The organism is Microbacterium sp. Z12_35, assembly GCF_058310475.1.
In genome coordinates this window covers 123,778-147,388 of record NZ_JBZEGJ010000001.1, presented here as the reverse complement: position 1 = coordinate 147,388, position 23,611 = coordinate 123,778, and the positions used below count along the sequence as shown (strand labels likewise).

General features: G+C 64.2%; 20 protein-coding genes and 2 pseudogenes. 16 read left to right on the top strand and 6 right to left on the bottom strand.

Annotated features, from left to right (window positions below; translation table 11 throughout):
- Window positions 1–16: 16 nt before the first annotated feature.
- Complete coding sequence (locus AC4FS1_RS00785; protein WP_491151817.1) at window positions 17–2,059, bottom strand: DEAD/DEAH box helicase family protein; 2,043 nt, start codon at window positions 2,057–2,059, stop codon at window positions 17–19.
- Window positions 2,060–2,195: 136 nt separating this feature from the next.
- Window positions 2,196–3,044, bottom strand: coding sequence for an FRG domain-containing protein (locus AC4FS1_RS00780; RefSeq protein WP_491155606.1), 849 nt, complete (start codon window positions 3,042–3,044; stop codon window positions 2,196–2,198).
- Between the two features lie 495 nt (window positions 3,045–3,539).
- Between AC4FS1_RS00780 and AC4FS1_RS00775 the strand changes: the two genes are divergently transcribed.
- From AC4FS1_RS00775 to AC4FS1_RS00760, 4 genes are all read left to right on the top strand, one after another.
- Window positions 3,540–6,284 carry an AAA family ATPase gene (locus AC4FS1_RS00775; protein ID WP_491151815.1) on the top strand — a complete coding sequence of 915 codons (2,745 nt, stop codon included), beginning with the start codon at window positions 3,540–3,542 and terminating at the stop codon, window positions 6,282–6,284.
- 43 nt (window positions 6,285–6,327) lie between these two features.
- Window positions 6,328–6,561, top strand: a complete 234-nt coding sequence (locus tag AC4FS1_RS00770; RefSeq protein ID WP_491151813.1) for a hypothetical protein — start codon at window positions 6,328–6,330, stop codon at window positions 6,559–6,561.
- Window positions 6,558–6,902 carry a type II toxin-antitoxin system PemK/MazF family toxin gene (locus AC4FS1_RS00765; protein WP_491151811.1) on the top strand — a complete coding sequence of 115 codons (345 nt, stop codon included), beginning with the start codon at window positions 6,558–6,560 and terminating at the stop codon, window positions 6,900–6,902. The genes AC4FS1_RS00770 and AC4FS1_RS00765 overlap by 4 nt, the downstream gene beginning before the upstream one ends.
- A 215-nt stretch (window positions 6,903–7,117) precedes the next feature.
- Complete coding sequence (locus tag AC4FS1_RS00760; protein WP_491151810.1) at window positions 7,118–7,399, top strand: hypothetical protein; 282 nt, start codon at window positions 7,118–7,120, stop codon at window positions 7,397–7,399.
- 61 nt (window positions 7,400–7,460) lie between these two features.
- On the opposite strand, the gene AC4FS1_RS00755 is transcribed toward AC4FS1_RS00760, so the two are convergent.
- Window positions 7,461–8,081 carry an HAAS signaling domain-containing protein gene (locus AC4FS1_RS00755; RefSeq protein ID WP_491151808.1) on the bottom strand — a complete coding sequence of 207 codons (621 nt, stop codon included), beginning with the start codon at window positions 8,079–8,081 and terminating at the stop codon, window positions 7,461–7,463.
- Entirely contained in the window at window positions 8,071–8,412 is a 342-nt protein-coding gene (locus AC4FS1_RS00750; RefSeq protein WP_491155604.1) for a PadR family transcriptional regulator, read from the bottom strand. The genes AC4FS1_RS00755 and AC4FS1_RS00750 overlap by 11 nt, the downstream gene beginning before the upstream one ends.
- Before the next feature lie 166 nt (window positions 8,413–8,578).
- Here AC4FS1_RS00750 and AC4FS1_RS00745 point away from each other — a divergent pair, with 166 nt between their 5' ends.
- The 12 genes and pseudogenes from AC4FS1_RS00745 (at window position 8,579) to AC4FS1_RS00690 (ending at window position 21,829) form a co-directional block, all read left to right on the top strand.
- Window positions 8,579–9,178, top strand: a complete 600-nt coding sequence (locus AC4FS1_RS00745; RefSeq protein WP_491151806.1) for a hypothetical protein — start codon at window positions 8,579–8,581, stop codon at window positions 9,176–9,178.
- Window positions 9,147–10,679, top strand: a complete 1,533-nt coding sequence (locus AC4FS1_RS00740; RefSeq protein WP_491151804.1) for a restriction endonuclease — start codon at window positions 9,147–9,149, stop codon at window positions 10,677–10,679. The genes AC4FS1_RS00745 and AC4FS1_RS00740 overlap by 32 nt, the downstream gene beginning before the upstream one ends.
- 274 nt (window positions 10,680–10,953) lie before the next feature.
- Window positions 10,954–11,184: a hypothetical protein gene (locus AC4FS1_RS00735; protein ID WP_491151803.1), complete on the top strand. Its 231-nt coding sequence runs from the start codon at window positions 10,954–10,956 to the stop codon at window positions 11,182–11,184.
- A gap of 133 nt (window positions 11,185–11,317) precedes the next feature.
- The gene (locus AC4FS1_RS00730) at window positions 11,318–12,304 is read left to right on the top strand and encodes a phospholipase D-like domain-containing protein (protein WP_491151802.1); all 987 of its coding nucleotides are present in this window, start codon (window positions 11,318–11,320) and stop codon (window positions 12,302–12,304) included.
- 439 nt (window positions 12,305–12,743) lie between these two features.
- Entirely contained in the window at window positions 12,744–13,433 is a 690-nt protein-coding gene (locus AC4FS1_RS00725) for a hypothetical protein (protein WP_491151801.1), read from the top strand.
- 380 nt (window positions 13,434–13,813) lie between these two features.
- A pseudogene (locus AC4FS1_RS00720) lies at window positions 13,814–13,975 on the top strand (NERD domain-containing protein); the annotation flags it as partial.
- A gap of 221 nt (window positions 13,976–14,196) precedes the next feature.
- Window positions 14,197–14,385, top strand: a pseudogene (locus tag AC4FS1_RS00715) (type I restriction enzyme endonuclease domain-containing protein); the annotation flags it as partial.
- A 6-nt stretch (window positions 14,386–14,391) separates the two neighbouring features.
- On the top strand, window positions 14,392–15,060 hold the full coding sequence (locus tag AC4FS1_RS00710) for a hypothetical protein (RefSeq protein WP_491151800.1): 669 nt from the start codon (window positions 14,392–14,394) through the stop codon (window positions 15,058–15,060).
- Entirely contained in the window at window positions 15,053–17,923 is a 2,871-nt protein-coding gene (locus tag AC4FS1_RS00705) for a hypothetical protein (RefSeq protein WP_491151798.1), read from the top strand. Before AC4FS1_RS00710 ends, AC4FS1_RS00705 begins: the two co-directional genes overlap by 8 nt.
- A gap of 186 nt (window positions 17,924–18,109) precedes the next feature.
- Complete coding sequence (locus tag AC4FS1_RS00700; RefSeq protein ID WP_491151796.1) at window positions 18,110–18,832, top strand: DUF6994 family protein; 723 nt, start codon at window positions 18,110–18,112, stop codon at window positions 18,830–18,832.
- An 86-nt stretch (window positions 18,833–18,918) separates the two neighbouring features.
- Entirely contained in the window at window positions 18,919–20,217 is a 1,299-nt protein-coding gene (locus AC4FS1_RS00695) for a hypothetical protein (protein ID WP_491151795.1), read from the top strand.
- Window positions 20,218–20,644: 427 nt separating this feature from the next.
- Complete coding sequence (locus tag AC4FS1_RS00690; protein ID WP_491151794.1) at window positions 20,645–21,829, top strand: hypothetical protein; 1,185 nt, start codon at window positions 20,645–20,647, stop codon at window positions 21,827–21,829.
- 304 nt (window positions 21,830–22,133) lie between these two features.
- Here AC4FS1_RS00690 and AC4FS1_RS00685 read toward each other — a convergent pair whose 3' ends face one another.
- Together AC4FS1_RS00685 and AC4FS1_RS00680 are read right to left on the bottom strand one after the other, a co-directional pair.
- On the bottom strand, window positions 22,134–22,466 hold the full coding sequence (locus AC4FS1_RS00685; protein WP_491151793.1) for a hypothetical protein: 333 nt from the start codon (window positions 22,464–22,466) through the stop codon (window positions 22,134–22,136).
- A 379-nt stretch (window positions 22,467–22,845) separates the two neighbouring features.
- Entirely contained in the window at window positions 22,846–23,550 is a 705-nt protein-coding gene (locus AC4FS1_RS00680; protein WP_491151791.1) for a TetR/AcrR family transcriptional regulator C-terminal domain-containing protein, read from the bottom strand.
- Between the last annotated feature and the right edge of the window lie 61 nt (window positions 23,551–23,611).

Below are 23,611 nucleotides of genomic sequence, written 5' to 3'. Positions count from 1 at the left end.
TTCCCATCATTTACGATCACTCGTCCTCGACGTCGAGGCCGTCTGTCTTCATCCCAGCCGGCAATAAGTCTTCAAGATATATCTCCGGCCCGAGGTTGCGGGAGTCTTCAGCAAACTCCATCGCGCGCACCACCTCGCTCGGAGTGATTGCGCGTCCATCGCTGCCCACCACGATCACATCGAAGAGGTGCGAACTGTACTTACCAGGAGACCGGCGGAGCACTCGACCGCGGCGCTGGATGTACTCGCGGGGATTCGTCGACGAGGCGAGGATCAAGGCGCGGTTGATCATCGGGATGTCCACGCCCTCATCGAGGCACTTAATGGCCAGCAAGATGCCGCCGCGATTCGAGAAGAACTTCAGCGTCGCCTCGTGATCGCCGTCGTCCTGTGAGTGGTACTCGAGGAGGTCGATGCCGAGCCCCTCCAGTTCTGCACGCACAGACCGCAGATGGTTCACGTCGTTGCAATAGACCAACCAGCGGTCGCCAGGGTGGTACGCCTCCAGAATCACTCGGCGTGCGATCGCCGCTTTCCCATGCGCACCCTTCGATATCCGCGCGCGCTGACGGAGCAGGTGCAAGGCGAACTCCGAAAGGTCGCCGTTGTTCCGCGCGATCTCGCGCGCCACCCGATCGGTGAATTCGTCCCACGACTCCTGTTCGTCTTCAGTGAGGGGACAGGTGACGAAGTCGTAATCGTAGGGGACTAGCACCGACGCTTCGAGTGCGTCTCGTAGAGTGAACTCGGGCTGAAGTACGGGCCCGAAGTAGTCGAGGGTCGACGCTGTGCCAAGCGGGTCGCCGTAGCGCTGCGGCGTGGCACTAAGCCCAAGGCGCGCACCGCCATCAATCTGCTCGAGTATGCGTCGCGTGTCGGGAGCTCCAACTCGGTGGACTTCATCGCCGACGACAAGGAGGTGCTCACCGTCATGAATCAGCTCGAGAAACCGGTCGGTCGCTGCGGTTTGATAGGTGGCCAAGACGACGCGCTGTCCTAGCGTTTCATCTGGCCGGGTGTAATCGGCGAGCCGTCGGCTCCAGCTATCGCGTGCGTGGCCCGCTCCCGCAAGCAGAAGAGCCGGATTTCCAAGGAGTTCCGCGATCTCATCAGCCCACTGGCGGTGTAGCAGCTCTGAGGGCACGAGGATCAAAGCGGGCTTCCCGTCCGCTGTCCAACGGCGAACTGCCTCGAGCGCCGTGCGAGTCTTACCGCCGCCGGTCGCGAAAGCCACAATGCCGCGGCATCCCGCGGCCTCCCACGATTCCAGCACCGCTGACTGGTATGCCCTCAGTGAGATAACCTCCGGATGAAACTCCGCCTCTTTGAGCGCATCCCGGAGGGAGGCGACAATCTCATCGAGAGGCTCGGCGGGCACGTACTCGCGAATTACTCTGGCCGCGTCCTCAGCGCTAGTGACGTTTAGATTCCGACGTAATCCGTGCCATGTCTCATCGAATTGATCGGCGTGCCTTGAACATCTCCTTGCTTCCGAGTCCCCTAGCCAGTGCGGGAAAACCTCGATGCCCTCGTGATTTGCCATACCGGACCAGGCCGCGGCGGTCTCGTTTGCGCTGCCACTGAAGGACAGGCGGTTTCCCTCGGCATCACTGAAAATGCCGATCTTCTCGTGGTACAGGCCGGACCTGCCGACCGTAACAAAGCGCACTTCGAGGATCTTGGCGTCAATCAGGGCGCGCATGCACGCCACCGCTCTCGTCTGTACCTGGCTGCCGTGCGCCAGCGCGGCCAACGAGCTGGCCGCGACTTCAATCGGTGTGGGACGGTGTGACTCGGGGAGTGTGAGGATCGCCTCGGCGTCCGCCTCGCTCAGGTTGGGTGAGCACAGCAGTCGAATCTTGCCGCCGCGCGTCACGAACTCGCTGAACACTGCGGGAGCGAGGGCGAGAATGGCCGATGAGAAGTAGCCGGCGGCCCGGTCGTACTTAATCGCGTGTGACAGCGCGGGTGTATAGAACTCGTGAAGCATAGAGGTGCCACTCGTCGAGTAGTTCTCTTGGAACGACACGTCGCGAAGACTTGCCGCGCGTACGCTCATGATCACCTCAGACGAGTCTGCCTGCCGCGAGTCTATCGACGAGTTGTCATTGAATGGCCAAGGCGCCGAGCACGTGTCGCGATCGACCCCACGGACTGGGGAAGTCCCACTCATGTCCCTCACCGAGAGACAGTCATCATCGGCGTGTTTTCGCGTCGGTTTCCTCTTCACTGATCCTGGGGGTTGCGGTGGAGGAAAAGTCCCGGAAACCCGCGAAGTCCGGGAAGAGCACCTTTGCGCTGCGATTGTACGAATTCTCAAGTATTCGTCGTAGGCGCACCTTCAGGTACGACTGCACCCTTACTGCGATAAAGGGAATGCGTTGCTTGGTGACGTGATGGGTGTCGTGCAGCATGTCGTCGAGAAGCTGTCGAGGATACTTGTAGGGAACCTCGCTAAACTCGAGATCAAGTCCGACGAATGGGCTCGAGGTGCGCGGTTGCTCGGGAACGCGGGATGCAACAAAGTAGCCGCTCTGAGCGCGTAGCCGGTCATTCGGGTGAAGCGAGTTCACGACGAATGGCGTCCCGCTCTTGAGCCCCAGATCTAGCTCCCATCCCATCGGATTGTCGTTGGCTGCGCGGGTGCCAGCGGGCTGACTCTTGCCGAAGCGAGGCCACGCAGCGGTATCTATCGCCACGAGCACCCCAGAGTTTGAGAGCCCATCTTCACCAACTTCCTGCGAGGCGAACCATAAGGCGGTCATGGGGTCGCTAGTCACGTCAATCAAGCGGGTACTGGTCCCATAGTGCTGAAGGTCGGCCAGCAGCTGCAGATCGGATGACCATCCCCCCATTCCATAGCCAAGGCCCCATGATCGCGCCTCGTCCAGGATGGCGGTCTCGCGCATGCGCACCTGCGTTTCAGTTGCGCCGACATCGGTACGCTGCAATGAGGACACATAGTCGTAATCGATGCTTCTCATTCCGCGCCAGGAGAAAGTGGCTCGCTCGCTATACGCACCTACACTCGCGATGTTCGCCATGAGCGCGCCCGCTGAAGTCGGCGAAAGATACCAGCCCATGTTCCGCCATCGATCTCCGGACACGGTGCCCCCTTGGGTCGTTTGAATGAAGGCTAGCCAACGACATCCGGGGTGGGTGAGACCGAAACCATAGAATACTCAGTCGCCGCAAATGGTGCAGTCCATCCAACTTGGATCCTGGTCGGGGATGCTTGACTATCGCCCCGGCCCCTCGGTGGCCGAGCTCAGATGCGCAGTCAGCCGTAACGTTCACGTGTCTAGCGAGCAATCGTTGCCCAACGGATACGCTCGGCACAAACGCGTTCCATAAACCGACGACGGACTCGACCCGCAACGCGAGCCAGCATACAGACCACGAGGCATGAGACCGCGATGCACGCAGGCACCGTTCAGTGGGGCGGTGATCCGGGCGCCATTCTGAAGCATCCGGCTACACTCACCTGCGCACCGCAAAAAGTGCTGGCCAGGGGCTAAAAGTAGTCGTACCCTGGCGCCATGCGCGGGGGCCTGCAGCGATGGAAGAGAGGCGCCGGATCCGGTGGGGTCGGGCGAGCGATCGACTACGCCGTCAAGGGAACCTGCGACGCCCATCTCCACCTTTCGGCTGGCTCCGATGCGCTCGAGGTGTACGGCAACGCCGGCGATGCGAGCGTCACCCGGTACGTAGTGACGAATGGCGCCATCGCAGCCGATGAGCTGTCGGCGGATGCTCTCCGGGTGTGGCTCACCGGCCATGACCCGGTCACCGGCGAGGAGCGCGGAACCCAGCGGCTCAGCGCAGACGCCGACCTCTTGCTGGATGCGACACTCAACCATCCCAAGTCGTACAGCATCGCCGCCCTGCTGCATCCGGATCTGGCGACCGAGTTCGAGTCGCTGCAGGACCGCCTGCGCGACCGGATCCTGACCACCTGGCTCGACGAGCTCAACGCACGTCGCGGGCATGGCGGACTCATCCGGGAAGACATCACCCGCATCGAGGTCGTCGAGCTCGACCACCGTCGCTCGCGCGCGCTCGACCCGCACGCCCACCGCCACCTTTGGCTGAACGTAAAGGTGCTCGGCGCCGACGGCAAATGGTCCAACGTCGACTCCCGAGTCGCGATGAAGCTGCACACGCTGATCAACGCCGAAGGTGACCTCGCCGCACGCACCGACCCGCGGTGGGTCGCGGCGCTCGCTCGTCACGGATTCACACTCGACGATGACGGCGAGGTTGCGGAACTGGCGGCGGTGGTTCGACCCCTCTCACGTCGGTCAGCGCAGATCGAGGCGAACCGAGCCAAGCTCATCGCGGAGTGGAGTGCCGAGCACGAAGGCGCGAGCCCCAGCATCCGAGTCCTGACGCAGATCGACCGTCGCGCATGGGCAATGTCGCGCCCGAACAAGCCCACTAACCTCGACGAGCAGTCGTGGGAGGCCGCCGTCCGCGACGAGATTGCGGGGCTCCTCCCCCGGCTCGTCTTCGACCATTCACCAGTACCGCTCGTCTCGAATCCAATCGACGCGCTGGACCTGGACCTTCTTGCAGACGCCGCGGTCGTTGATGCGGATGAGCGGTCCACCCGCTCCGGCGGCCGGTTCAGTCAGTTCGACCTCCGCGCCGGCGCCACGCGAGCTCTCTCACGCAGCGGCGTGATCGCGACCCGGGACGAGCTGACCGCAACGATCGATGCGATCGTCGACCACGCGCATCGCAAGTGCGTGCGACTGGTGAAGGATGCCGATATCCCGGGCCACGTGAAGGCGTTCATGGCGACCGAGACCATGCGCCTGAAGATGCGCCTCGCTGGCCACCTCGACGCACTCGCCTCCCCCGGCCGCTCACTCTTGCCGCATGAGTTGCGTCAGTGCGCGGCCTCCCCGGAAGACGTCGAGCGGCTCGACACCTCGCAACTTGCCGCGGCGGGCGCGATAGCGGGGACAGCCGGACTTGTCGCGATCACCGGGCCGGCCGGCGCGGGTAAGACCACGATGCTGCGCATCGCGTACGAGGGACTGAGAGCACAGCGACGACGGATGCTGGTGGTCGCGCCGACACGTAAGGCGGCGTCCGTCGCATCACGCGAGGTCGGTGCCGAGGCGTCGAGCCTGCATGCTCTGCTCGCCGATCACGGCTATCGCTGGGGCACCGACGCGACCGGGGCGCAGGTGTGGACGCGGCTGTCGCTCGGCGAGGCGGACCCGCACAGCGGGGTCGTCTATGAGGGGCCATCGCGGTTCATACTCCGGCGCGGCGATCGGATCGTCGTGGATGAGGCCGGCATGGTCGACCTACAGACCGCAGACGCGCTCGTTGATCTTGCAATCCGACAGCACGTGGGCGTGGCCATGGTGGGTGATCCGTACCAAGCGCTTCCGGTCGGACACGCAGGAGCGATGGCATCCGCAGTGCGCTTTGCGACAGCATCCGTCGAACTCGACACTGTGCACCGGTTCAGCGATCCCGAGTACGCCGCTCTCACGCTTCGCCTGCGTGACCCACGCGACCGCGATGACGCTCTCACGGTTGCAGGAGAGTTGCTCGCGCGCGGGCACGTGCACCGGGCGCGGAACACCGAAGAAGCGCGCGACGCGATGGTCGCGGCGTACTTCGAGTGGCACGCGCGCGGGAAGCGCGTCGCGCTGGTTTCGGGCACGAACAGCGAGGCGGATTCGATCAACGACGCGATCCAGCAGCGTCGTGTCGACGATGGCGAGCTCGACGCCACCGTGCTTGCACTCGGGATGGCGGAGCAGCGCATCCTCGTCGGCGACACCGTGCAGACGCGTCGCAACGACCCGCGCACCGGAGTCGAGAACCGTGCGCAGTGGGTGGTGCGCGGGATACGCGACGACGTAATCACGCTCGCGTCTGCGACCGACAGCGGCGAGATCCGGGCCGTGACTCCCGAATACGCGCTCGAACACGTGCAGCTGGCGTACGCGTCAACGGTGCACGGCATCCAGGGCGAGACGACGGATGCGGCCGTGGTGGGACCGGATGTCGACGCAGCCGGGCTGTACGTCGGACTGACCCGAGGGCGTCACCAGAACGTCGCGATCACGGTCGCGCGGACAGACGAGGACGCGATTGCACAGGTCGGCGCAACGATGATGCGCGGGACGACCGAGCTCACGATCCAGGACGCGATGCGCGCCGCGCACGCCGAGCTGCGGCGGGCGGCGCGAGAGCGGGAGACTTCCGGCCCTCGGACCGCACCGAGCGCGTCTCCCTCGCGTGGCGGGCTCTCTCTCTAGTCGCGCACCGAGGTGTCCGCTCGCTCGCCGGTATACTCCGAGTATGACTACGACCATCAAGGTCAGCGACGAGCTCCGCGACCGGCTTAAGGAGCAAGCCGCCCGGGACGGGCTTACCCTCGGTGCGCACCTCGCACACCTCGCAGATGCCGAGGACAGACGATGGCGTCTGCACACGCTGAAGTCCGCGATCGATGCGTCGAGCAACGACGATGCAAGGTCACACGCTGCGGAGACTGAAGACTGGGAGCGCACCGAACTGGCCGACGCTTCGTGACGGCCGCCGACCTTGCTCCGGGCGCCGTGGCCTGGGCGGCACTCGAGCCTGTCCGCGGCAGAGAGCAAGGTGGTCATCGCCCGGTGCTGGTCGTCGCGTCCCCCGGCTACTTGGATGCTGTGACGACGCTCGTCATCGTGTTGCCGATCACGACCACCGACCGCGGATGGCCGAACCACATTCGCGTAGAGGGGTCTAGCGGGCTGGACCGGCCATCGTGGGTCATGACCGAGCAGCCACGCACGTTGTCGCGGGACCGACTCACGGGGCTGGCCGGCGAAGTGTCGACCGACTGTCTCGCAGAAGTACGCACTTGGCTGGGCGACTTCCTCGATCTCTGACGGGTGTGACGACGGCAGACACGAGGTCTCGGCATCAACGGTCGCGGGCTTCGGCAGCGTTGCAGTTGGCGGAGCTCAATCCGGCATATCTGCGCGCGGGGCATACGAGGGGTCTGCTCCACAGCCGCCGCACAACGGAGACACTCCAGCCACGCTTAATCGAGGACCGGCTCGCGGGCGCGATGAGGTTCGTCGCTGCGGGGTAGGTTTCTCACATGGCGAGCTGGCAGGCGGGGCGATTCATAACGGACTGGGCCGACGCATCGGAGGTCGAAAAGCTGCTCGCGCTTATGCCGGTGCAGGAAGCCGGGTCACTCGCGGATGACCAGAAGCTCGAGCGTCGTGTCGCTGTGTACAACGCCTTTGGTCTCGGTGCAGTCGCACTCGATGGCGGCGTTGAGCATCGACCGGGTGTGAGTGTTGAGGACCAGCCGCTGCTGGCGGCTTTGGACTCGCTGCTTGAGCGTCGGTATTCGGCGGCGCCCCGAGAGGACTGACTACGAAGTCGCATTCGAGCCTGTTCGTTGATGGACCGCTCTTCGTGCGTAGACGTTGCGCTCAGGAGCGCCGGAGCGCGCGGACGAGCAGCCAGAGTCCGACAGCAAGGTTCGCGATGGAGACGACGAACAACGCGTTGACTGCCACGATCGGCGTGAAGTACCAGGCATACCAGGGAAGCCCGAAGTCTTCGGCAGCGGGCACCCCGAATCCGGGCACGAGCGAACTGCCGCCGTCTCCACTGGGAATGCGGGTGAGTACGAAGAACGACGCGGTGAGGAAGCCTGCGAGAAGCGGTGTGAGGGTTGCGACCACCTTCTCCCATCGCAGCCACGCTGCCGAGACCCACACCATCACGAACCCAGCCACGGCGCCGAAGATGGGCACGATGTAGATGCCGACGGCGACTGCCGAGCTCGCCATGATGATGTACGGGCGCGATTCCACTCCGGACTTGCGCCGCCGAGTGCGCTCGGGCGCGCCAATGCGGGCTTCGGCGGCGATGAACTCCGGATCCCCGAGTTGTTCGATACGCGCTCTGGCCGCTTCCGCGTCCAGAGATGAGAGCTCTTCGGTGACGCCTTGGCGAATCTCGTCGGCAGTGTGCGTGGGAACGTCCTCCAGCGCGGCATCGAGTCGCTGAAGGTAACGGTCCACGTCGGCCGGGCGGTCAGTGTTCATCGTCTCCAACCTCTCCCACGATCTCGGTGACCGCGGCAACGAACGGGCCCCACTGCTCCCGAAAACTCTCCAGCTCAGATTCCCCCCGACCCGTAAGCCGGTAGTACTTGCGCACCGGCCCTGCTCCCGCGTCCCGTTCGAACGAAGTGATCAAACCCCGTTCCCGCAGGCGCGAAAGGATCGGGTAAAGCGTTCCGATGCTCGCGATGAGGCCAGGCTTCGATAGCGCCTCGGACAACTGCCAGCCGTACATCTGCTCACGTGCGAGCAGGCCCAGGATGCAGTACTCGGCGACACCCTTGCGCAGCTGAGCACCGACCGAAGCTATCATGCGTGACAAGCTAACATGCTATACAAGATAGGCGCCACTGTAGCCCCTAGAACAACGACGTCAGGAACAGGTCCGCCCGCTGAGCGACCCCTCTATGCGCGTGCGCCGACAGGAGACGCGGTGACATGAGGGCGCGTTTGACACTGGCCACCGCTACGGTCAGAAGGTGAGTTCCGATTCGGAAGATCTGCCGCCGTTCCCTGCGGTCGCAGAGGAGTATGTCGCCGCGGGGCTGGAATGGTTCGGGACCCGGGTCATCGAACTGTCCGAGGAGCTGCACCCGTTGCTCAAGTCGTTCTCGAAGCAGACGGTTACCGAGTTCCCGGATGTGGAAGTTACCGACGAGGTCTCGATGGACTACCGGCAGTTTGCTCCCCGACACGAGATCGTACTCACCCGGGACACCGCTCTCGAGTTCGACGTCGACGCCGTGATGGGTGCGCTGCACGAGATCGCGGATGGCCTCGGCAGGCAAAAGGAGCAGGGGATGCTGCGGTTCATCTCCGACTCAGCCGAGGCCAGCGGCGATGTCGTCCACGTGAACCTCGATGATCCGGTGGAGATGTACATCGAGGCGCTGAAGACTGTGGAGGTGAGCTTCGACGAGAACGGCGAAAGCAACGTGACGTTGGTGGCATCACCGGAGCTTCTGGAGCGCCTGCGCGCGAGCCCGCCGACCGAGGAGCAGACCCGACGTATCGACGCCATCATGGATGCCAAGCGAGAGGAGAGCCGTGCTACACGCAGCCGTCGGCAATTTCCTTGAGTCGGTCAGCGAGCGCGAGTTCGACCCGACCTTGCTGGCGCTGCTCGCCGCGCAGGGCTTCTACGACGTTCGCTTCATCCACGGTGCGTTCGAGTTCGGGAAGGACGTGATCGCCAAGCGCCGCGACCCCGAAACCGGCACGACATACCAGTACGCGATCCAGTCCAAGGCCGGCGACCTCGGCCAGTCGGAGTGGCGGGCGGTTCGACCGCAGCTGGAAGAGGCCGAGTACAACACCCGCGCACACCCCAGCTTCGACGCGGACCTTCCGCGTGTCGCCGTGCTGCTCACCACCGGAAGACTCAAAGGTGCCGCCGCGGTCGACGCGCAGGAGTACGCCCAGGCGCGAGCTGCTCGAGGCGCGGGTCGGGTGGAAGTCTGGGATCGCGAGGACCTCAGCTCGTGGCTGACTGCCAACCCGAACGTGGCCATCCTGTCCGTGTCGGAGCAGCGGGAGCTCCTTCACATGCTGACCGACATCCACGCGCGCCGTGTGGACGAGCCGGCACTCGAGCGGTTCACCCGTCGATGGACACAACCGGGCATGATGGGGGTCGCAGGAATCGAAGCAGCCATCCTTATTCACGCGCTACGTGCGCATGACCGACTGGATCTCGCAGCGATGTGCGCGCTGCACCTGTTCCGCGGCGCGCGTGTCCGCGGTGCGGACGACGCGCAGGCGGAGTCCGCCAGCAGGTTGTTCCATGCGGTCTGCGGTCTGCTGCTCGAGGCTGTTCAGCCCGTGCTGGACGAACCGGTCGCGCTCACCCGTGAGGACTCGTCACCGACAGGCTTGGTGTCGTACGCGGTCACCACCGTGCGCGCGACCGAACTCCTAGCGCTGGCTGCGCTTTCGACGAAGGAGCCCGCGGGCCGGGAACCGTTCGAGGAGGCGGTGGTGCTCCTGGCGGGCCGCCACCCCGGCGCACATCGCCCGGTGTCAGAACAGTTCGCGGTGTCCCTCATCCCCATCGTGTGCGTGGTGCACCGACGCGATCCTGAGGCTGCGGCGCAGTACTTGCGGGCCGCAGCGACATGGCTGATGCAGCGCACGGATCCGGCCCTCAACGGCCTGGGGCTCGGGACCATGGACGAATCTCCGCGAGATGTCGTAGAGCGGCTGCTCGGCGGCTGTCTCACCGCAACTTCGCTGTCCCCGTCACGCGCGAGCTACGTCCTCACCGTCATCCTCGACCTGTGCCTGGCGACGGCGAACCTTGACCTGTTCGACGCTGTCCTCAGCGACGCGCGGAGTTTGCAGATGACGCCGTGCACCACGAAGGTGGCGGGCGGAGAGAACTTCCGTCGCGCAGGCGGCGGCGTCATCCCCGTCCCCCGCATGGAGTTCAAGGACCACGCACTGTCCTACCCCGCACTGCCGACCGACTCGGGATGGTCCAGCAGGGACACGACCCTGCTCGTCGCGTCGTGCCGCTCTCGTCACTACACGGATGCGATCCGTCAGCAGCTCGTCGGAACGCCAGCCGCCGCCGAGGGTTGAGTCAAGGCGGACGACGCGGCTCCATCGATAGCGGCGCGTCACCCCTTTCACAGGTTTACGCGAGACAGTCCGCGGTCGTGCCCATGCCCGCTTGGGGATGCCTGTCGAATGCGCTGATGCCCGCCCGCAACGTACCACCTGCGAGCACCGCCCTTGAGCCGATCGAAGAGGAACGTGCGCCAGATTCACTCACTCGAGGGTTGGTCGAATCGCTCCGTCAGACGTATCACTCAATAGAGGGCTTCACAGCGAAGCCCAATGGAACGGAGACGAAATGAACCTCGATGAAGTCGAGCAGGCGCACGGCGGCGTGGGATTCTTCTCTGCTGCAGACTCACAGCATGCAGGAAAGCATGTGGCAACAGTCGCCCAGAGCGACGGGGCTTGGGAGGTCGCGCCCGCCCCGTTCACATTTTGGAGCGGGCTGAGCGGCCGCTTCCCGACGAAGGAAGGCGCGTTGACTCACGTGCGCGACGTGGCAAGCAGCGGCCCGTCAGAGGACTGATCTCGAGCCTGTGGTTGCTGCGCGCGCAGTTGACTTCCAAACCTGCTTGCACAAATCGGCCCGCGAAAGCCGGCGATGCCCGGATACGGATCGAACCGGCACCAGGTGTTGGCGGTTCGCTACCGTTACAGCCGTGACGAGTCTGCTGACGATTGCCGAACCCGAACTGATGAACGCGCTCCGGGCGGCTTCGGATCGGGTCCGCCTCGCGTGCCCTTTCATCAGCATCCGGATCGCCAAGCAACTCGCCGGCATTGCAAGCACCTCCACCGCCACATGGTCGCTGATCACCCGGCTGGATGCGGCGGCGGCCGCTGGCGGCTACCTCTCCACAGATGGACTGCGCGCCCTCATAGACGCCGGCGTTGATGTGCGGCACGCACGCCGCCTCCACGCGAAGGCGTACTTGGCCGACGAGACCTTTGGCATGATCGGCTCGGCGAACTTGACAGGCCCTGGCCTCGGCGCGTCGGCCGACCCGAACCTTGAGCTGTCCCTCCGGCTGCGCCCCGAGGATGCGCTTGCTGCACGGACTCGAGTGGACGAGTGGTGGAACACGTCCACAGCGGTGTTTCGCCAGGACATCGACGACCTCGACCGGCGGGCACGCGAACTGCCACGCGCTATCGCCGTCCAGTTGTCGCCCGAGCTCGATGGAGCTGACGAGGATGTCTCACAGCTCGCGAATCTCGTCAGCGACGCTCGCGAGAGAAACCTCTGGGTGAAGGCTCAATACGGTCAGCCGAACTACGACCAGTGGCGCAGCGAGTTCTGGTTCTCCAGCGCCGCACACCGACGGCCGTCTTTCGCACCGGGCGATCTGGTGCTGGTCTACGCGAAAGACGCGCACGCTTGCTACGCGATTGTGGAGGTGGTCGACGAGCCGCGGAACGACCCACGGTACATTGTGGATCGAGGTGGCCGTCCCGAAGAGGAAGCCAACAGATGGCCTTGGGTGAACCGGACGACACCTCGGTTGGTCCCGACGCGCGAGCGCCTCGTGAGGCCCGTTGATCTGGGCTTCACTGGTCAAGGCCTTCAAGGTGGACACAAGCGGATCGGGCTGCCCGAGTTCGTGGTTGCTGTTCGAGCGCTCGGCGGCGAGAGCGAATCGCTCTAGCGAGACCGGGAGCGACGCGTGGTCAAAGTGATTGACAGGCCACTCGCGGTCGCGATCCCCTCCCTCGCACGAGGTGGTGCTGCTTCCGGTGCGATACACGGATATGGATGGCAAACGCAAGTGACATCAGCCACGCGCGACCGCTCCCCTTGCCCGTCCTCACCGAGACGATTCGCGCCGACCGATGAAGCGCCTGAGTAGGTCCGGAGTCTCACTACGATCGAGACATGAGCGGTTCGGGGGGAAACGGTTGAGCGGCGGGCCGCGCGACTACACCGTCGGAACTGAACGTGCTCTTTTCCGACTAGCCCAAGGGACCTGCTACTTTCCCGGGTGTACCACGCCTGTGATCGCGGTCGAGGGCGGGCACCCGATCGTCGGGGTGGAGATTGCTCACATCCGGGGAGCAAACCCGACCTCCGCGCGGTACGACCCGTCTATGACCGATCCAGAGCGCGCGTCGTACGGCAATCTCATTCTGCTCTGCGTACCGCACCACAAGCTGGTCGACCGGCTTGAGCCCGAGAAGTACTCGGTCGAGCTCCTCACGAAATGGAAGGTCGACAACGAGACTGCCGAAGGCACGGAAGCGTTGAGGTCTGTCGCCAACGACGCCAACCTCGAGGACCTTATTGCGAGCGTGGTGGAGCGACTCGGGCCGAGACGGGCCGTCGAGGTCGAGCTCACTGCGGGTATCATCACGGGACCTGACGGCGTACTGACGATGCCGCTGGACTTCCTGGGCACGACGCTTCGTTTCAACCTTCACATGGGTGCGAACCCGGCGGTCCTCGTTGTCGACGTGCGCAACACCGGCACAGCCGACATCACGGTCGCCGCAATCGACGTTCATTACGTGGTCGCGGTGCCCGAGAGCCCGGGCGATGCCGACTTCGCGATGCTCGGACGCAACGATTTCGCCACGCTCAACCCAAAGCTCCCGTTCCGCCTGCAGGATGGCGAGGCGGTTCAGTGGTTCATGAAGATCGAAACGGTCCACATGGTGATCGCGGCGATCGCCGCGCAGGACCGAACGATGTCTGGCCTAATTGCCAGGGTCCGCCTTGCGTCGGGTGAGACAGTGGGCTCCGACACGGTTCCATGGCCGACGGATCTGTCCACGACCTAACCCGTGCGCGCGCAGCTGGCGCGGCGTAGTCCGAGTGCCAAGCCGTGGCTCGTTAAGAACCGATCCGGCGATCCGGCAGTGCGGTAACCGGATTCGACTGCACCCGCTGCGCGACTACGGAGAGCGGACTGATACGGTCGGCGTCGTGACGCTGGAACTGGGGCCAGACGACAAGCGGATGTTGCTGCGCTACGCCGGCACAGGCCGACTCTGCGGTTGAAGAAGGTCCGCTGTGTCCAATGCCCTTCGGCGGCCGCACCAGAGGTCACGGCCGCTGCGGTCGCGGGCCCACAGGCGGGCACGGCGGGTGCGTCCGCGCGTCGAGAGTTCGAGCGCCGCAAAGAGGCCCATGAGCGGCGGACCCGCGAGAATCACCCGAACTGGGCGGTCTGATCCCGGCTCTGTCCGATGAGCCACAACGCACGACGGCATGGGAGCGCGGCGCGATCGGTGAGGAACTCCTCGCTGAGCGACTCCACGATCTGCCAGATGCCTTCCGCGCCCTGCATGACCGCCGCATCCCTCGCCCCCGCGCGAACATCGATCACATCGCCATCGGACCGTCCGGAGTGTGGGTAATCGATGCGAAACGGTACAAGGGCAACGGCCCACCCTTGAGGTCGAGGGCGGCATTTTCCATGCGCGAGGGTGCGCGGCGGATCTCCCAGCGGGCCGCGGCCGTGTCTGGTCGGACGCCCGAGTTGGGCGACCGCGGCTCCAAGGGCGCTAGAAGATGTGCGCTTCGCAGGATTCGAAATCGCCCGTCCATCCCGTGTCGAGGCATGCCGACTGGGCGACTGCTACTGTCAACGACAGTGTGCCCGCCGAGATGCGTTCGAAGGTGCGCCGCCTGCTGGCGAAGTACGACTACCCGCCGGACGCGGAAGAGAAGGCGGTCGAGCTCGTGCTCGAACAGGCGGAGCTTTTCGCGAATGGCATGGCAGACAGGTAGGACTCAGTGACCGAGCCTGACACGTTCATGGATGACAGGCAGCGACGGATACTCGCCGCGCTGCAGGACAAGCGTGCGGAGCTAGCCAACTTTTATCGAACCGCGTTGAGGTTGCTCAGAGGCGAGCTCGAGGTATCCGATCCGCGCACGCGTGTTGCTTTCATTGGACACTGCATGCGGGAGGTCATGAATCGTGTACTGGGTGCGCTGGGCCGGCCTACGGCCCCTCGGTTCAAGCCTTCCTCGGGCGACCAAGTAAAGGCACTCCCAGACCTTCTCGCAAGGTTCCCGGAACTCGAGCTGGACCGTGACGGCGACTCTGTCCCAGTGCCTCAAGAAGTCGCCGCTGCAATGAACACGCTGTTCAAGGCCGCGATCCACGAGAAGCGCCGGATCAGGGACGATGTCGCTGCACTAATTACCGACGACGACAACGCAAGCCACATTGCCGTGTCGCAGTGGATTCAGTCGCGGGATTATTTCGTGAAGTGGGCACATCTCCACGAGCGCGATGTCGCGGAGTCAGACTTGCCAAATGACCACGAGATATGGGGACACGTCGGTGTCTTCGAGGAGTTGCTCGACGGAGTCATAACCGCCTTCTTCGCTTCTTTGCACGCGATCGACGATCTGCTTAACGAAATCAACGCCACGGAGGAGGGGATCGATGCCTAGCTTCCGTGCTCCAACTCCAGAGCAGGTGCGCGCCGCCTTGCTCAAGATCCCGACGTTTCAGCTTCGACGGGCCTTCTACGAGCGACTCGAAAATCCACTCTGGGTTCGTCCCCTTCTTGATGCCGGGGCGTTCACGAACCCGCCGGAGCCGGAGTCAACCGGCGACGGGTACCTCCGTGACACGTACTGGCCGGAAATTTCCTTCCTAACTCGGATCGCGCCACAGGCGCCCGACGACGTCGTGGATGTGTTGCTTCAGTTGAAGGAGAGCAACAACGGCTGGGTTCGCCGCGCCGTGTTTGAGATCGGATCACAGATCCCGACCGAATCAAGCGTTCGACTGGAACCACTCATCAAGGCTTGGGTGCCGACGGGTTTCGGTTGGAGGACTGATGCGCGGTCCCTCGTGTCGCTTTCGATCAATTTGCTCGAAGGCGGTCAGCCTCGTCTTGGTCGTTGGCTCGCCAACACTTTGTTCGAGCCTCGCCCAAGCGACGACACCAAGTCCATTCGAAGGCCTGAGCTGCTCCTCGAGGAGTACTGGTACGAGCAGGAACTTCCGCGGATGGTCCCCGCGCTCGGCGAGAATGCGCTCAAGGCGCTCGTGGGCTGGCTAACGGCTTACGTCAAGGCTTCCGGTCATGCCTCGGGCGATCGCGACTTCAGCGCGATGGACCGGTCGTCGATTGACGCGCGTGGCGACCACACGGATCGCCCAGAGGATGTGCTCATCGATGCCGTCCGCGACGTTGCGGTTCGGGCAATGGGCACGGATCCGACCGGAACGCTTAACGTTCTGCTGCGCGGCGGTGTGAAGCTGTTGAGGAAGATCGCGATCTACGTTGTGGCCGAGGCGATTCGTCAGGAACTCGAGGCGGGAGGCGACGTCGCGGCCCTTATCGACGCGGCGAAGCAATTGCTTGAAGATCCGGAATCGGACGATGAATATGTTCGCGTCGAGTATGCGCAACTGGCGCGAGCCACCGCTCGGGCAGAGCCGACTGCGACGTCGGTCGTAACTCCGTTCCTCGCGCGAGCATTCGAGGTCGACCTTGCCTGGATGCGAGAGCGACTTCCGCGCCCAGAGGGTCTCACTGATCCAGAGTGGGAAGCGAGCATTCAAGCAAGAGCGCGGCGGTACCGGCACAGTTGGCTTTCGGCGATCGGGCACGACGCTTTGCCGGCAGACTTGCGCGAAGAGCTTGCCAAACTGGACGAAGCACTCGGCGCAATTGACGACCCGCTCGAACCGATGGGTCGAGTCACCAGTTGGAGCGGCCCCAACCCTCACACGAGCCAGGACGCAATGGCCGCTATGGCGCCGGCGGAACTGGTTGTTCACCTCGCGAGCTGGCATGACAAGGGCGATGGCTGGGGACCTGAACCGTCGCATGAAGGCCAAGGCAGAGCCCTTTCGGGCCTTCTGACGACTAACCCGCTGGCCTTGAGGGGCGTTCGTCAGCTTGGGAATCAGCTTCGCCCAACCTACCTGCGCGCGATCTTGCAGGGTTGGGAAGCGGCGACCAAAGCTGATCACGAGCTTGATTGGTCGCAGGTTGCTGAGCTAGTGGAGCACGTGCTCGATCACCCGCTACCTTCTCCTTTTCCGGTTGAAGGCGGCGACTTCGACGATGACAAGGACTACAGCGGTGCGAAGGACGCGGCTATTGGCTTGCTCGAGGAGCTGCTCAAGAAGCGAGGTTCGATCGTAGTTCCGGACGAGTATCAGGAGCGGTTCGCGCGGCTTCTGATCGATCGCTCGGACGACGAAGACGCCTGGGCCAGTTACGACTCCTACAGCCACGAAGGTTCCGGGTGGGATCCACTCACTATGTCCCTCAATTGGCAGTGGCCAAGCAGGGTCCGAGCGCTCATCGTCGCCGCGACCAGCGCGGAGAACTCGCCATGGCAGGACGACGCACTCAAGGCGATCGAGGCCGAGGCGTCACGCGTCGACCAGCATGGCGCGGGCCGAGCCGCACTCGGCGAGGGACTCGGCAGACTGCTGAACGCAGCACCTGACTGGAGCAAGACCCACCTCGACGATCTGGTCGGCACTCGCGCAGGCATCTCGGTCGAGCAGCAAATCGTCCTAACCACAGCGATGGCAACACATCGCTACAACCGCCCCATGTACGAACTTCTGACTCCCGCGATGCTTGCGGCGATTGACGTCGGCGACGCGCTCGTTGCTGGTTGGAAGGGAGAGTCTGACCCACTGCCGCGCATTGGCGAGTGGGTCATCGATGCGTTCGTCTTTGGGCACATAGATGCAGAGGATCCGGTCTTCGATGCCTTCTTCTCCAAAACCAGCCCAGAGGTTCGCGGTGACGCTCTAGGCAAGATCGCATGGTCCTTCTTCCGTGCGTCCTCGGTAGAAGATCCGATTCGCGATAGATTCGCAACTCTTTGGGACGACCGCATTCGTCACGTTCGGGAGCACCCCGGTGACGGCAAGGAGCTCGTGGGTATCTATTGGCTGGCTAAGAGCAGCTCGTTCTCGTCAGAGTGGTGGCTTCCCCGCATGTGTGAAGCACTCGAACTCGAACCCACAATCGCGACCGAGCGATACATGATCGGAAAAGAGCTGGCGCAGGCATCAACGACCGACCCGGCAGCTGCGCTCGCTGTGCTGAAGCTTCTTCTGGGGCGGCGCACCGAAGGCGGCGGAGTAGCGTTCGACCTGAGTCGGCACGCGATTCCCGTCGTCATCGCGAACGCCATGATGTCGCCAGATGAGGACCTGAAGAGCCGAGCCGAGGCATACATGAACGAACTTGGCGCCCAAGGGAACCACGCCCTCGAAGCCCAAGTTCAGGCTGTCCTCGACGGCAAAGTGGGCGCGGATGACATCGATGAGTAGGGCTGGCCTGGGCCAGCCGCGAGCAAAAGCTCGTTCAGGTACGCCTATCGGAGTCCCTACTGGGATCCGAGCGCACATCGACGCTCCGCTTCCGGGCAGTGCGCGATAAGGGATCCTCCCTGTCCGTGGCTATCGAGGAGAAGAGTGGAGTGCATATCGTCGGACCACGGCTGTATTGTCCGCAGCATGACCGACGGCGTTCAGATCGACACCACTCTCGATTTCCGAGCAGACTCGCGTGGGCGTGACTCGGACAGGCACAGTCCGACCCTCCAGTCGTATCACCGCCTCTTGTGGAGCCGACCGCTACCAGACGGCACGATGTTCGAGCTGGAGCCGGTGCGCCGTCGGGGTTCGTATCTTCTGCGGTACAGCGGTGACCGCGGCGACCTGTATCTTTCCAGCGATATCCTCGCCAACTCGAGCAAGCGCCCGTGCAGACAGTTCTACGAACTCGTCCCCGAGGACGTGCGCGATCACTTCCACTCGGTCGGCCTGTCGATCGGCGGCCGGCTTATCTTCCCCGCGGAGCGCGTGAGCGGGATGCAGACGGTCAACCAGCGACGCGGCACCCATCCGCGTATCAGAGACCGCTTCGACCTCACGCTCGAGTGCATCCGCCGGTACTACGTCGGCGAAGACAGCCCGCTCAGCCCAGTTCTCAGGGCCAACCAGGGCTTCTTCCAACTCTTCCGAGAGTTCGACCGGTACGTCGAGTTCTTCCTGCTGCAAGATCTAGTGGATGACTCCTCATCGGAGATCCGCTTCTACCTGCCGTTTGACGACTTCACGGGCGCGGCACTTCCTAGCTCGCCCGCGCAGTACGGGGAGTTTCTGCAACGCCAGGTGGACTTCGTCGAGGCAAGGAATCGCAGGATCACGCGGGCATTGGCCGTCGCAGCCGGATGACAATCCACGCCGGCCTTCCCAAGACCATCGGACCGCCAAGCGAGACTGACATGCTGGACGCACGCGAATAGGTGAATGGGGGAGACGTGACGGGGAACACTCGGGCCACAACGCAGGGCAGCGGGACGGAACTCACCGCCGCCGACGTCCCTGTACTGGCGGTCGATCACGCCAAGGAACTCGCACAAGCGGAGGGCTTCCAGGCACAGATCTACAAGGCGATCTCCGTGCAGCGCCCCGTCGTGCTGGAGTATCTCCGATCGGTGCGGCGAGACAAGCCGGCGGCTTCGCCCGCGGAAATCCTCAAGGAACTCGACAACCGGTACGTCGCCACTGTGACAATCGCCAGCAGTGGCGTTGGCGCGTCCGCCGCGTTGCCGGGCGTGGGTATCCCGCTTGCCCTTGGGCTTGGCGTCGTGGACATGCTGTTCTTCTATGAGACCAGCGCGCTTTACGTCCTGGCCGTGGCCGAGTTGCATGGAATTCCGGTAGTTGAAGCTGACCGTGCCCGTCCGCTTGTCCTCGGGACACTCCTCGGGCAGAAGTCCCAGAGCCAGATCAGCAAGATCGTGTTGACCGCGGCCGGGGCTGGCGGGGTCGATCAGGCCCGCTCCGCGGCAACAGGGGTCGTCGCCAAGACTCTTCCGAAGGGTTGGGGTGAAGTGCTTACTGAGCAGATCCCGGACTCAGCGCTGGCACCCCTTACCGTCGTGATCGGTCGCGAGGCGCTCAAGACCAGTGGCAAGCTCGGCGCAGGGACGCTCGGAAAGGCTGTCCCGTTCGGTATCGGCGCCGTGATCGGCGGAGTGGGCAGCTTCTACTTCGGCAAAGATGTGGTCAAGGCGGGGCGCGTCGCCTTTCCAGAGATACCGACAGACTTCCCGGACTGGCTCGAGGAGTACGCCAAGCCCGCGCAAGAGCCCACGCAACCATCGCGTGCTCTGATCGCCCTCGAGGCTGCGAAGAGCAACGTCAAAGACTTCGGCAGCGACGTTTGGGACAAGGTCGGCGCTGCCGCGGACGTGTTCCGGTCGCTAGACCTCGACGGCGACGGCATCCCCGATGAGGCGCGAGCTCTCACCGCAACCAAAGCAGCCGGCAGCGCAACCGCCGAAGCGGCGTTGGCAGTTGGCGGCAAAGCGAGAACCCTGAGCGCCAAAGCGACACGCGACTTCCGATCGGTAGACCTCGATGGCGACGGCATCCCGGACGAGGCACGGGCTCTCACCGCGGCTAAGGGCGCCGGGAGCGCTGCCGCTGGGCTGGCAAGGACGATCGCAGCAAAGGCCGCGTTGCAGTTGAGGTCCAAGAAGCAGGGTCAAGACCCTCGCTCGGACGTCGACAACGTCGACGATGACGTCCCGGATTCACCACCCAGCGACTGACTCCACGAATTGGGCAGGTCCTGGATAGTGCAGGCTGCAGGGGGGCGTGCCGGCCGGTTGGGTTCTGAGTTAGCGGGGAGTGTCGGCGCTACTCGGTACCTTCGCGGTATGCGAGGTGTGAGATGTCGGACGCGCCGTGCCCCGATCGCTACCCAGGCTGAGGCGGCAACGATCGCCGCCGGCGTGTTCAAGGGCGCGAGGGCTATGCACTGTCCTTACTGCGGCTGGTGGCATGTCGTGGGACGGGGTTCGCCGATCGAACGCCCGAGCAAGCCGCGGAAGCGCCGTCGGTAGGAGCGAACCGCGTCGCCGATCCCCGTAGCGTGCACAGCACGAATGCAGAACGCTCGAGGTGCATCGGCGGTGTGGGCGGTGCGTCTCCCCGTGACATCCGCCGCGCGTGCAAAACGTCCTCTAGGTTTACGGCATGAGCGAATCAGCCGCGGCGACGAACTCTGATCGCCATACATGGCGATCGACGTTCACGCAGATCGCTGTGCTTGCGCTTCTACTAGTAGTCACGGCATCGCTGGGATTGGCCGGCGTCGTTGCTAACGCACTGACTTCAGTTCCCGGCTCGTCACTGACCTCAAAGCTGGAGACCGCGGCAGAGGGTGCCATGGTCGGTTGGGCAAAGAGTCTGTCGGAGCTCTCTGGATGGATTGCGCCGCTCGCGACGACCGTACTGGTCGCTCTACTCGTGTGGTTGGCGATCCCGCACGATCGACCTGAACTGCTGCGTTGGACCAGAGACGGGCTCCCGGAGGTGGCACCCGGCGACGACCTTGTCGACCTAGCGTCGACTCGCTCCATCGTGGCCATGACCGCCACAGTGGTCACAGGGGCGTACGTCGCATTTGTGGTGATTCTGCTTGGCCTTTCAGCCCACCCGGCGGTGCCATGGAGTCCCTCGATCGTTGGACTCGTCGCGTTGGTCCCGCTGGTAGTTGTCGTCGGAGCGTCTTGCGGTCGCTACTCGCTAGGTTCTCTTTTGTCCCGCTACTTCATCGCTCGTGATCAAGCACAGCGGACCAGCAGTTGGGATGCGCGAATCGCGCGGCATTCGCACGCGCGCCCGTACCTTGCGTTCTGGAGCGCCTTCACGCTCTCGAGCGCGATCGCCGTGGTGCCGATCATCGTGGCGTCAGCGATCGGTGCCGCAAATGGCGAAGTTTCCCCATTTGGGCCGGTTGCACTCCTTCTATCGATGTGGGGCTTGGTCATGCTGTCGTTCGCGGTCCTCGCGACGGAGGCGAGATTCTTCTTCGACCCATGGGTACGGTGGAGTCTCACGTTGTTACCACTCGCGTTCTGGAGCCTATGGGCGATCAACCTCGTTCGCGCAGCGCTCGGTTACCATGGCCATGAGGTTGAGAGTGTCCTCTATCTGACGGGCTTCGTTCTTCCCGGTCTGCTGTGGGTCGGGCCTCGGTGGCGCGGACGCCTCGCCACGGTGATCTCCACGGACGCAAGTCGACGAGCGCGTGTCGCCGCGGCAGAGGCCCGCGAACGCACGCTCCTCGAAGCTCTTCACGAGAGTGAGGGCTATCGCGGCCGCGTGGCATTCTCTGACCGCATCCGCGCGCTGCTTGGGAATCGGCCGCCTCAGTAACCCGACGATTCGCGAGCGGCCGGCGCCGCCTGTCCTGCGATGGATCGACCGTGCGGACGGCAGCCCGAATCACCCCCAAGGCACAGATGGGCGGCTATCGATGGTGGTGGAGCACGTTCTTCTGTGAGACCACGCCCGAGCGCGAGTCGAAGCTGCGCTCGCGGCCGGAGGGAGACTCGTCGACGATTCATACGCGCCCGCCTGGTGGACGCCGGCGTCGCCGGACAACCACGGCGTAGATATCGCGGCCTGGACCGACACCTCCGACTGACTCCCGCTCGGGAGCATCCCGAGCGGGAGAATCTCACTTCGCCGCTACGGCGTTGTGGATCTGGGTGGCAACCCACACGTCGCCGAGGTAGCCCTCGATGTCATGGTGATCCTCCGCCGGATTGTCGACCTCCACATAATTGTCGGTCGGCCGCGAGGTGGGGAAGGTCTGCGCGTCGAGGGGGTGCAGAGCCCCGGCATCCAACGGATCAAGCGCATTCACCCAGCGCCCGACGGCGGGTGGATAGATCGCCCGCGGAAGGCTGCTGCGGATCTTGCCGACCGCCAAGGGCGAACCCAACGTGAGGAACAACGGCACGTGCCATTGCGCTGGATCCAGCTCGGCGAGAACCGAGTGGGCGACCACTGTGCCGATGATCCAGACCGAATCCGTGGAGCAGCACCACGGGGATGCCGGAGCCTGTCTCGTGTGCGAACAAGAAGCGAGGTTATCGCTCCGGCGTGTCGTGCCGTCTGTCCGCGAGCCGCTGCATATGCCACTCGTGCACGTCGGCCAACCAGTACAGCGGGGCCGACGGATCGACCCGCGCGCGTCGTCGATGACCCCGCCGTCCCGCGCGGCCGCCACGTAGGCGCGATCCTGATCGATGCGGACTCGGAGCTGCCCGACACCCCCGCCAAAACCGTGACCCGGGATGACCGCATCCACCTCGCCGGCGACGCTGTCGAGACGAGTAGCTGCGCGGCCTAGACGTCACCCCTCGGGACTGACGACCGTGATCGGGTCATTGGGACAGCTCGATATTCAGCCGGTCGAGGAGAACTTCGAGGGAGACTTCGAACTCCTCGCCGCTGCGGTCCTGGCTGAGCAGGGGACGGAGGCGTTCCACTTCTGTCGCCGCGTCCAGGGAGATTTGCCCGTCGCCTTCGGGGATGTCCGCGTTTCCCTCGTCGAGGGGCTCTTCGACGGGGCCCGTTTCGGCTCCGCGGACCGCGGACTCGAGGAGCAGGTGGCCGAGGAGGAAGCTGCTGAATGATCGGTACGCGTCAACAGCCTGCGCGTCGGTGAACCCGTGTCCGATGAGTGTGCTCAGGAATGTGTTGACGACCTCGACACTTCTCAGCGGCGGACGCAGCCAGGGCGCTGCGGGGTGCCGAGTGGCGACCAGTGGAAAGGCTTTGGGGTGTTCCATTGCGATGCGGCGGACCTGGTGGGCGGTGGTCTGCAGGAAGCCTTGCCAGTGCTCAGCCAGCTCCTCGTCGAGGTCCGAGGTCAGGTTGCTCATCAGCAGTGCGACAACGCCTTCGAGGAGGTCCTCTCTGCCGTGCACGTGCCGGTACAGGGACATGGCCTCCACACCCAACTCTTGCCCCAGGGACCTCATCGACAAACCCTGCGGTCCGGAGCGGTCGATCTGAGCCAGGGCGGTCTCGACGATCAACTCACGACTGAGGCGGGGGGCCGGCGCTCCCACCGGCTTCTTCCGCACGCGTTCCTCGATAGCACACTCTCCTCACGGCCGCCAGGGGCACTGGTGGTGGCGTTGCTTA